Annotated in this window: 10 protein-coding genes; 2 read left to right on the forward strand and 8 right to left on the reverse strand. The window is 66.1% G+C overall.

Annotated elements, in window-relative coordinates:
* The 5 genes from ACAH41_RS25845 to ACAH41_RS25865 form a co-directional block, all read right to left on the reverse strand.
* The coding region (locus ACAH41_RS25845) for an ABC transporter ATP-binding protein (protein WP_370538595.1) at positions 1-423 on the reverse strand (423 nt) is incomplete at its 3' end.
* Between the two features lie 24 nt (positions 424-447).
* Entirely contained in the window at positions 448-1,224 is a 777-nt protein-coding gene (locus ACAH41_RS25850) for an ABC transporter ATP-binding protein (protein WP_370538596.1), read from the reverse strand.
* A 12-nt stretch (positions 1,225-1,236) separates the two neighbouring features.
* Positions 1,237-2,331, reverse strand: coding sequence for an ABC transporter ATP-binding protein (locus tag ACAH41_RS25855; protein WP_370538597.1), 1,095 nt, complete (start codon positions 2,329-2,331; stop codon positions 1,237-1,239).
* Positions 2,332-2,346: 15 nt separating this feature from the next.
* The gene (locus ACAH41_RS25860) at positions 2,347-3,276 is read right to left on the reverse strand and encodes a branched-chain amino acid ABC transporter permease (protein WP_370538598.1); all 930 of its coding nucleotides are present in this window, start codon (positions 3,274-3,276) and stop codon (positions 2,347-2,349) included.
* A 206-nt stretch (positions 3,277-3,482) separates the two neighbouring features.
* A complete protein-coding gene (locus ACAH41_RS25865) occupies positions 3,483-4,838 on the reverse strand; it encodes a replication-associated recombination protein A (RefSeq protein ID WP_370538599.1) in 1,356 nt (451 codons plus the stop codon).
* A gap of 192 nt (positions 4,839-5,030) precedes the next feature.
* On the opposite strand from ACAH41_RS25865, the gene ACAH41_RS25870 reads away from it, so the two are divergent.
* The gene (locus ACAH41_RS25870) at positions 5,031-5,519 is read left to right on the forward strand and encodes a chemotaxis protein CheW (protein ID WP_141286820.1); all 489 of its coding nucleotides are present in this window, start codon (positions 5,031-5,033) and stop codon (positions 5,517-5,519) included.
* Positions 5,520-5,603: 84 nt separating this feature from the next.
* On the opposite strand, the gene lolA is transcribed toward ACAH41_RS25870, so the two are convergent.
* The 3 genes from lolA to ACAH41_RS25885 all read right to left on the reverse strand — a co-directional run bounded on the left by lolA (position 5,604) and on the right by ACAH41_RS25885 (position 9,330).
* Positions 5,604-6,263 carry an outer membrane lipoprotein chaperone LolA gene (lolA, locus tag ACAH41_RS25875; RefSeq protein ID WP_370538600.1) on the reverse strand — a complete coding sequence of 220 codons (660 nt, stop codon included), beginning with the start codon at positions 6,261-6,263 and terminating at the stop codon, positions 5,604-5,606.
* Positions 6,260-8,575 (reverse strand): DNA translocase FtsK 4TM domain-containing protein, encoded by a 2,316-nt coding sequence (locus tag ACAH41_RS25880; protein WP_325649667.1) that lies wholly within the window; start codon positions 8,573-8,575, stop codon positions 6,260-6,262. Before ACAH41_RS25880 ends, lolA begins: the two co-directional genes overlap by 4 nt.
* Positions 8,576-8,664: 89 nt before the next feature.
* The gene (locus ACAH41_RS25885; RefSeq protein WP_325649669.1) at positions 8,665-9,330 is read right to left on the reverse strand and encodes a cyclic nucleotide-binding domain-containing protein; all 666 of its coding nucleotides are present in this window, start codon (positions 9,328-9,330) and stop codon (positions 8,665-8,667) included.
* A gap of 190 nt (positions 9,331-9,520) precedes the next feature.
* Between ACAH41_RS25885 and ACAH41_RS25890 the strand changes: the two genes are divergently transcribed.
* Positions 9,521-9,730 (forward strand): NAD(P)/FAD-dependent oxidoreductase (locus ACAH41_RS25890; protein ID WP_370538323.1); only part of this gene is annotated, 210 nt, incomplete at its 3' end.

The raw sequence follows: 9,730 nt of genomic DNA on the forward strand, positions 1-9,730 counted from the left end.
GCCGCTCATCGTGCCGGCCAGCTGGTTGCGACGTTCCTTCAACCGCGGGAAGATCGCGAACACCTTGTCGATGTCGGCGTCGATCTCGTGGTCGTCGCGAACGAAGGCACCCATCTGCAGGTTCTCGGTGATCGTCATGCGGGTGAAGGTGCCGCGCCCTTCAGGCACCATCACCAGGCCCTGCTTGACCAGTTCCCAGGCGCCCTGGCCGCGGATCGTTCGGCCGAGGAACTTTATCTCGCTGTCGCGCACCGGCTGCGTGCCGGTGATGGCCTTCAGCGTGGTGGTCTTGCCGGCGCCATTGGCGCCGATCAGGCTGACGAGCTCGCCCTCGTGGACCTCGAAGCTCACGCCCTTGACGGCCTGGATGCCGCCGTAGGCCACCTTCAGGTTGGTGACCTTGAGCAAAGTGGGGGTTGTCATCGTGTGGTTTCCTTGCTCGCGTGCTCAGTGGGCCTTGTGCCCGGCGCCGAGGTAGGCCTCGATCACCTTCTCGTTGCGCTGCACCTCGGCCGGCGTGCCTTCGGCGATCTGCTTGCCGTAATCGAGCACGGTGACGCGATCGCACAGGCCCATCACCAGCTTCACGTCGTGCTCGATGATCAGGATGGTGCGGCCGTCCTTGCGGATCTGGTCGATCAGCTCGCGCAGCACCACCTTCTCGGTCGCGTTCATGCCGGCGGCGGGCTCGTCGAGCGCGATCAGCTTGGGGTCGGTGGCCAGCGCGCGGGCGATCTCGAGCCGGCGCTGGTCACCGTAGCTCAGCGTGCGGGCCTTGTAGTCGGCGAACTTGCCGATGCCGACGTAGTCGAGCAGTTCCTGCGCCCGCTTGCGGATGCCGGCCTCCTCGGCCTTGAAGCCCGCCGTGCGGAAGACCGCGCCGATCAGCCCCGAGTGGCTGCGCACGTGGCGGCCGACCATCACGTTCTCCAGTGCCGTCATGTCGGCGAACAGGCGGATGTTCTGGAAGGTGCGGGCGATGCCGGCCTTGGCCACCTCGTGCACGGTGGTGGGCGCGTAAGGCGCACCGCCGAGCTCGAAGCTGCCGCCGTCCGGCGTGTACAGGCCGGTGATGACGTTGAAGTAGGTGGTCTTGCCGGCGCCGTTGGGGCCGATCAGGCCGTAGACCTGGCCGGGCATGATGGTCATGCTGACGTCGGAGAGGGCTTGCAGGCCGCCGAAGCGTTTGGAGGCACCCTGGACCTTGAGAACGGGGGTCGTCATGGTGGCGTTCCTTTATTTGGCGAGGGCCGGCGTGGGAGCGGCCTTGCCGTGCTCGGGCGAGGGCCACAGGCCGCGCGGACGCAGCAGCATGATGATGATCATGGCCAGCGCGATCAGCAGCTGGCGCAGGATCGCGGCGTCGAGCCGGCCGCCGGTCAGGTGCTGCAACGGGTCGGCCACGTAGCGCAGCACTTCAGGCAGCGCCGACAGCAGCAATGCGCCGAGGATGACCCCGGGGATGTTGCCCAGGCCGCCCAGCACCACCATCGCGACGATCATCACCGACTCGGCCAGCGTGAACGACTCGGGCGACACGAAGCCCTGGAAGGAGGCGAACAAGGCGCCTGAGACGCCGCCGAAGGTGGCGCCCATGCCGAAGGCCAGCAGCTTCAGGTTGCGGGTGTTCAGGCCCATCGCCTTGGCGGCGATCTCGTCCTCGCGGATGGCCATCCACGCGCGCCCGATGCGCGAGTCGGCCAGCCGTAGGCAGATCACCACGCTGGCCACCACCAGCGCGAGAAAGAGCCAGTAGTACATCGTCAACGACGTGACCTGCTCACCGAAGAAGTGAAAGGTCTTGCCCATGTTGAAGCCCAGCAGCTGGATCGGCTCGATCTGGCTGATGCCGCGCGGGCCGTTGGTGATGTTGATCGGGTACTCCAGGTTGTTCATGAAGACCCGGATGATTTCCCCGAAGCCGAGCGTGACGATGGCGAGGTAGTCGCCGCGCAGCTTCAGCGTCGGGGCGCCCAGCACCATGCCGGCCAGGCCGGCGAGCAGCGCCGCCAGCGGTATCACGATCAGCACCGGCATGTGCAGGCCGTTCGGGTACATCGCCTTGATCCACTCGAAGTTGTCGGTCAGGTGGGGCGACGACAGCAGCGCGTAGAGGTAGGCGCCGACGGCATAGAAGGCCACGTAGCCCAGGTCCAGCAGGCCGGCGTAGCCGACCACGATGTTGAGCCCGAGCGCCAGCAGCACGTAGAGCAGCGCGATCGCCATGATGCGCACACCCCCCTGGCTGAAGTGGCCGACGAACAGCGGCAAGGCCAGCAGCAGGCCGGCCGCGACCAGGAAGACGATGAGTTTGGTTTGCTTGTTGTCCATGGGAGTGCTCCTGCGTCAGGCTCGATCGGCCACGCGCTCGCCCATCAGGCCCGAAGGTCTCAGGGTGAGTACCAGGATCAGCACCAGGAAGGCGAAGATCTCCGAGTACTGGCTGCCGAAGACCCCGCCGGTGAGGTCGCCGAGGTAACCCGCGCCGACGGCCTCGATCAAGCCCAGCAGCACCCCGCCGACCATCGCGCCGGTGAGGTTGCCGATACCGCCGAAGACGGCCGCGGTGAAGGCCTTGAGGCCGGGCAGGAAGCCCATCGTGTGCTGCACGGTGCCGTAGTTGGCGGCCCACATCAGGCCGGCGATCGCGGCCAGCGTCGCGCCGATCACGAAGGTGGCCGAGATGATGTGGTCGGGCTGCACGCCCATCAGGCCGGCCACGCGCGGGTTCTCGGAGGTGGCGCGCATCGCCCGGCCCAGCTTGGTGCGGTTGACCAGCCACAGCAGGAAGGCCAGCACCACCACGGTGGTGATCAGGATCAGGATCTGCGTGACCGAGATCACCGGGCCGTCGGCCCAGAGGAAGATCGGGTCTTGCGAGAGCAGCGGCGGGAAGGGCTTGGGATTGGGCTTCCAGACGATCATCGCCAGCGTCTGCAGCAGCAGGCTCATGCCCATCGCGGTGATCAGCGGGGCCAGCCGAGGTGCATTGCGCAGCGGCCGGTAGGCGACTTTCTCGATCGCAAAATTGAGCGCCGAGCAGACGACGATGGCGCACACCAGCGCAATGATCAGCAGCACCCAGCCCGGCAGGCCGGAGCCCTGCATCGTGGTGACCACGGTCCAGGCGACCATCGCGCCGACCATCAGGATCTCGCCATGCGCGAAATTGATCAGGCTGATGATGCCGTAGACCATCGTGTAGCCCAGTGCCACGAGCGCATACATGCTCCCGAGCACCAGACCGTTGATGATCTGTTGCACAAAAGTGTCCATTGAGGGGTCTCCAGGTTGTTGTCCGTCCGGCAGGCACTGCCGGCTCGGTCCCGCCACGGTTGTTGCAAGAATCCCGCCATGCCGTCACACTTTGGTCATCCTGCCATTCAAAGCGCTTCAAATCGCTCCAGGCTGGTGCGAATTCTAGGGATGCCCCACCGAGAATCTTTCGGGAGTTTCCCCCGTAGCGCCGAAGAGAACGCCGCTCAATCGCCGTCCGGGAGCGATTTGTTTGCCTTTGCGTTCAGTTCACGGAGCTGGGCCAGCTTCTCCCCGATGCGCAGTTCCAGCCCGCGCGGCACCGGCTCGTAGAACACCGGCGGGGCCATGCCTTCCGGCCAGTAGGACTCGCCCGCCGCGAAGCCGTCGGCCTCGTCGTGCGCATAGCGGTAGTCCTGTCCGTAGCCCAGGCCCTTCATCAGCTTGGTCGGCGCATTGCGCAGGTGCATGGGCACGGGGCGGGTGCCGTCCTGCTTGACGAAGGCGCGCACGCTGTTCCAGGCCGCGTAGACGGCGTTGGACTTGGGCGCGATGGCGAGGTAAACCACGGCCTGTGCCAGCGTCAGCTCGCCCTCGGGCGTGCCCAGCCGCTCGTAGGTCTCGGCGGCGTCCAGCGTGATGCGCAGCGCGCGCGGGTCGGCATTGCCGATGTCCTCGCTGGCCATGCGCACCATGCGGCGGATGGCGTATTTCGGGTCCACGCCGCCGTCCAGCATGCGGGCCAGCCAGTACATCGCGGCGTCCGGGTCGGAGCCGCGCACGGACTTGTGCAACGCGGAGATCGTGTCGTAGAACTGGTCGCCGCTTTTGTCGTAGCGGCGCAGCTGTTCGCCCAGCGAGCGCTCCAGGATTGCCTCGTCCAGCTCGGGCACGGGCCCCGCCTGCTGGACCAGGTTTTCGTAGGCGTTCAGCAGGCGACGGGCGTCGCCATCGGCATAACCGATCAGGCGCTGGGCAGCGGCCGCGCTGAGCGGCGGCGCCTGCAGCTCGGCCTGGGCGCGGGCGATCAGCGCCTGCATGTCCTCGCCGTCCAGTGCCTTCAGCACATGCACCGTGGCGCGCGACAGCAGCGCGGAGTTGACCTCGAAGGACGGGTTCTCGGTCGTTGCGCCAATGAAGGTGAACAGGCCCGATTCGACGTGTGGCAGGAAGGCGTCCTGCTGGCCCTTGTTGAAGCGGTGCACTTCGTCGACAAAGACGATGGTGCGCTGGCCGGCACCACGCGCGGCCTCGGCCTGCACCACCGCTTCGCGGATGTCCTTCACGCCCGCCAGCACGGCCGACAGCACGATGAAGCGTGCCCGCACCGCGCCTGCCACCAGCCGCGCCAGCGTGGTCTTGCCGACGCCTGGCGGACCCCACAGGATCATCGAATGCAGACGGCCTTGCTCGAAGGCCACGCGCAACGGCTTGCCCGGGCCCAGCAGGTGGCGCTGGCCGATGACTTCATCCAGGTGGCGCGGGCGCAGGCGCTCGGCCAGCGGGGCGTCGCTGGCGATGGGCAGCGCGTTCCCGGCCGTTGGCTCGGAAGGATCGGAATCAAACAGGTCTTGCCGGCTCATGCCGGCATTGTCGATCGATGGCCGGGAATAAGGCCCGGGATGGGGCATTTTTCAGGCTTTGGCTGCAACGCATGGGCGCCAATACTGATGCCCATTCCGAAGCACTGATTCGCCCCCGACCCGACCATCCGCAGGAGCCACGTCCGCATGAGCAGCGCCAACACTTCCACTGAAAACCGCGTCCAGAACGCGATGGGCAGCAACACGCCGAGCGGCGTGACACGTGAATACCTGTCGTTCAAGCTGGGTGACGAGGAATACGGCATCGACATCCTGAAGGTGCAGGAAATCCGGGGCTACGAGCCGCCGACCCGCATTGCCAACGTGCCGCACTTCATCAAGGGTGTCGTGAACCTGCGCGGCGTGATCGTGCCCATCGTCGACATGCGGCTGCGCTTCGAACTGCCGGACGTGCAGTACAACAGCTTCACCGTGGTGATCATCCTGAACATCGGCAACCGCACGGTGGGCATGGTGGTCGACTCGGTCAGCGACGTGCTGGAACTGCCCGCGGGCCAGATCAAGCCGGCACCGGACTTCAATGGCGCGATCGACGCGACCTACATCACAGGCCTGGGCACGCTGAGGAACGGCGATGTCGAGCGCATGCTGATCCTGATGGACATCGAACAGATGATGACCGCGCCCGACATGGGCCTGATGGACAGCGTCATGCACTGAGCGTAATCGTCAACAGACAAGAAGAACAAAAAGGCCGTGGTGCATGCCACGGCCTTTTTGTCGTTTAGGACGCCTTGAACGGCTTCACTGCTCGGCGACGTCGGCGCCGGCAGGCACCGTGAAGCGGAAAGTTTCGGGCGGCAGCGAAGCCTCGATCTGCAAGTCGTTGAACTGCAGCATCGAGCGCTGGCCGAAGCTGTCAGCAATCTCCAGCGCGGCCAGTTGCTTGCCCTTGAAACCGATGCGCAGCGCCTGGATCGCGCCGTCCTTCTGGCGCGGCGTGGCCAGCACCCAGGCCAAGCCATCGGCATCGGGCTGGTTCTTGAGCTCGAAGTCCTTGTCCATGTTCTGGCCGGCCAGCAGCGCGGCGGGCGTGCTGCCCAGCGCATCGCCCAGCTTGCGCACTGTCACCTGGTTCAGGTCCGGGTCATGGAACCACACCTTCTGGCCATCGCTGACGATGGTCTGCGCATACGGCTTTTCGTAAACGAAGCGGAAGCGGTTCGGCCGCGAGAACTCGAACTTGCCGCTGGAGTTCTTGGTCTTCTTGCCGTCGGGCGATTTGACGGTTTGCGTGAAGCTGGCACGGCCGGCCTTGGCGTCGCGCACAAACGCGCGCAGGGCTTCGGTGGCGTCGGTCGCCTGGGCGTGGGCCAGATTGGCCAGGCCAAGGGCTGCCACAAGCAAGCCGCTGGAAAAGACCCGGCGCCGCGGCCAGGCGAGAGACGATGGATGAAGCTTCATTCTTCCCGCTTGGGCAACAGCAGTTCGCGGTTGCCATTGGTTGACATGGACGATACGAGCCCGGATTGCTCCATTTGTTCCAGCAACCGGGCCGCGCGGTTGTAGCCGATGCGCAAATGGCGCTGCACCAGCGAGATCGAGGCCTTGCGGTGCTGCAGCACGATGGCCACGGCCTGGTCGTACATCGGGTCGGCTTCGGCGTCTGCACCGCCGCCACCGGCGCCGCCCTCACCGCCCTCGCCTTCCAGCACGCCGCCTTCGAGAATGCCTTCGATGTAGTTCGGCTCGCCCTGGGCCTTCAGCGCGTCGACCACGCGGTGCACTTCCTCGTCGGACACAAACGCACCGTGGACCCGCACCGGCAGTCCGGTGCCCGAGGCCATGTAAAGCATGTCGCCCATGCCCAGCAGGGCTTCGGCGCCCTGCTGGTCGAGGATGGTGCGGCTGTCGATCTTGCTGGAGACCTGGAAGGAAATGCGGGTCGGGATGTTGGCCTTGATCAGGCCGGTGATGACGTCCACCGATGGCCGCTGCGTGGCCAAAATCAGGTGGATGCCGGCGGCCCGCGCCTTCTGCGCCAAGCGGGCGATCAACTCTTCGATCTTCTTGCCGACGACCATCATCAGGTCGGCCAGTTCGTCGATCACGATGACGATGTGCGGCAGGCGCTCCAGCGGCTCGGGCTGTTCGGGCGTGAGGCTGAACGGGTTGGGCACCAGTTCGCCGCGCGCGCTCGCGTCGTCGATCTTCTTGTTGTAGCCGGCCAGGTTGCGCACGCCCATCTTGCTGAGCAGCTTGTAGCGGCGCTCCATTTCGCCGACACACCAGTTCAGCGCATTGCCGGCCTGCTTCATGTCGGTGACGACCGGGCACAGCAAGTGCGGAATGCCTTCGTAGATGCTCATTTCCAGCATCTTCGGGTCGATCATGATCAGGCGCACATCGCGCGCCTCGGCCTTGTAGAGCAGGCTGAGGATCATGCCGTTGATGCCGACCGACTTGCCCGAGCCGGTGGTGCCGGCCACCAGGCAGTGCGGCATCTTGGCCAGGTCGGCCACCACGGGCAGGCCGATGATGTCCTTGCCCAGCGCCATCGTGAGCAGCGAAGGCGCGTCGTTGTAGACCTGCGAGCCGAGGATCTCTGCCAGGCGGATGGTCTGGCGCTTGGCGTTGGGCAGTTCCAGCGCCATCAGGTTCTTGCCGGGGATCGTCTCGACCACGCGGATGGACACCAGCGACAGCGAGCGCGCCAGGTCCTTGGCCAGGCCGAGAATCTGCGAGCCCTTCACGCCGGTGGCCGGCTCGATCTCGTAGCGGGTGATGACGGGCCCCGGCTGGGCCGCGACCACGCGCACCTCGACGCCGAAATCAGCGAGCTTCTTCTCGATCATCCGGCTGGTCATTTCCAGCGACTCGGGCGTCACCGTCTCGACGCGCGCCGGCGGCTTGTCCAGCAGGTCGACCTGCGGCAGCTTGTTGTTGGCCAGTTCCTTGAACAGCGGCTTCTGGCGCTCGCGCTGCACGCGCTCGGACTTCGGCACTTCCAGCACCGCCGGCTCGATCACGATGGGCATGTGCACATGCTGCTCTTCGCGGTCTTCCTCCAGCTCGATCTCGCGCGCGCGCTGGGCCTGCTCGCCCAGGCGGATGTCCTCAGCCACTTCACGCTGCTGGGTGCGACGCTCGCGCAGCCCGTCCACCCAACCGCCCAGGCCATCGGCCACGCGGACCCAGGAAAACTCCAACGCCAGCGGCAGCGCGATGACCAGCAAGGCGATCCACAGCACACCCGAGCCGACAAAGCCCAGCAGGTGCATGGACAAGGGCCCCAGCGTGAAACCGAGGATGCCGCCGGCGTGTCCCGGCAGGCGCAGCTCCCAGCCATAGACGCGTGTCCATTCCAGCGCGGTGCTGGCCAAGAGCAGCAGCAACAGGCCCAGCCAGCGCACGCCAGGATGCCGGCGCGGCGGCCATTCGCCAGGGTCACTGGGGTCACTGCGCAGCGAGTCTGCCAACGCAGCCAGCCAGGCCCGCGCACCGGCCACCACCAGCCACCAGGCCGAGAAGCCGAACAGCAGCAGCAGCACATCCGCCAGCCAGGCGCCGGGCGCGCCCAGCCAGTTCAGCGGTGGCAGGCCTTCGCCAGAAGTGGAGAAACCGGCATCTCGCGGGTTGCGGCTGGACAGTGCCAGCGTGAAGGCCAGCCAACCCAGGCCCCACAGGCCCAGGCGCAAGCGGTTCAACGGCGAAGCCGGCGCGACGCCGGCAGGTTCGGGCGCGGGCAGGTTGCCCAGGGCGGTGGCGCGGCGCATCAGGCCTGCCCCACGCAAATCGACAAGCGGCTCATCCGGCTACGGTACACCAAGCCACGACCAGGCAGCCCCGCGGGCCGCCTGCCGTTTCATTCGGGTACGCGGTTTTTCAACACCACCGAGCCGGATTCCAGCGTCTCGATCACGCCGCGCTCTTCCAGGTCCTTCATGACGCGGCTGACCATCTCGCGCGAAGCGCCGACGATCTTGGCCATGTCCTGGCGCGAAACCTTGCTGCGCACGATCTTCTCGCCGTCCACGTCTTCGGCCATGTCCAGCAGTGTGCGCGCGACGCGGCCGTAAACGTCCAGCAAGGCCAGGGACTCGATCTGGCGGTCCGCGCTGCGCAGCCGGGTGACCAGGCCGCGCATGATGGCGTAGGACAGGCTGGAGTTTTCCGGCAGGCAGCGGGCGAACTCGGGCCGGCCGAGGATCAGCATGTCGCACTGGATCTCGCAGCGCACGGTGGCCGAGTGCGGCTGGTTGTCAATCAAGCTCATCTCGCCGACATAGTCGCCGGCCTCGAGCACCGCGAGGATGACTTCGCGGCCACGGGAATCGGCTGTCAGCACGCGGGCACGGCCGTTGAGCAGGATGAACAAGGAGTTGCTCTTCTTGCCCTGCTCCACCACCAGCTCACCGCGGCGATAGCGCCGCTTGACCACCCCGTCAGCGACCGCGCGGGCCTGATCGTTGGTCAGCAACGAAAACAGCGGCACCCGGCGAATCAGGTCCAGGTTGGACAACATCGACATTCAATGACCCCCTCGAATGAACGCGTTTGGCAGCCCGCTGCCAGCGTACCGGCAGGGGGTTCTCTAAAATACGTTTTCACCATTCTTGCGCAATATGGCGCGTTGCGAACCCGTGACGCACCCCAGTGTTGCATGGCAGTGCATGCTGCCAGGGCAAACACCCACTTGCGCAGGGTCCAGAAGAGCATCCATGAGCATCACCACCACACACGCCCAGGTCCTGATTCTTGGCTCCGGCCCGGCCGGCTACTCGGCCGCGATCTACGCTGCGCGGGCCAACCTGAAGCCGCTGCTGGTCACCGGCATGGCCCAGGGCGGGCAGCTGATGACGACCACCGAGGTCGACAACTGGCCGGCCGACGTGATGGGCGTGCAAGGCCCGGAGCTGATGCAGCGTTTC

Origin of the sequence: Ideonella sp. (assembly GCF_041287625.1) — a bacterium.
Lineage (GTDB): Bacteria > Pseudomonadota > Gammaproteobacteria > Burkholderiales > Burkholderiaceae_C > Ideonella.

Bases quoted from the DNA above. Each gene is read 5' to 3' on its own strand.
- ACAH41_RS25865 (WP_370538599.1), bottom strand. From the start codon at position 4,838: ATGAGCCGGCAAGACCTGTTTGATTCCGATCCTTCCGAGCCAACGGCC.
- ACAH41_RS25885 (WP_325649669.1), bottom strand. From the start codon at position 9,330: ATGTCGATGTTGTCCAACCTGGACCTGATTCGCCGGGTGCCGCTGTTT.
- ACAH41_RS25850 (WP_370538596.1), bottom strand. From the start codon at position 1,224: ATGACGACCCCCGTTCTCAAGGTCCAGGGTGCCTCCAAACGCTTCGGC.
- lolA (WP_370538600.1), bottom strand. From the start codon at position 6,263: ATGAAGCTTCATCCATCGTCTCTCGCCTGGCCGCGGCGCCGGGTCTTT.
- ACAH41_RS25870 (WP_141286820.1), top strand. From the start codon at position 5,031: ATGGGCAGCAACACGCCGAGCGGCGTGACACGTGAATACCTGTCGTTC.
- ACAH41_RS25880 (WP_325649667.1), bottom strand. From the start codon at position 8,575: ATGCGCCGCGCCACCGCCCTGGGCAACCTGCCCGCGCCCGAACCTGCC.
- ACAH41_RS25860 (WP_370538598.1), bottom strand. From the start codon at position 3,276: ATGGACACTTTTGTGCAACAGATCATCAACGGTCTGGTGCTCGGGAGC.
- ACAH41_RS25855 (WP_370538597.1), bottom strand. From the start codon at position 2,331: ATGGACAACAAGCAAACCAAACTCATCGTCTTCCTGGTCGCGGCCGGC.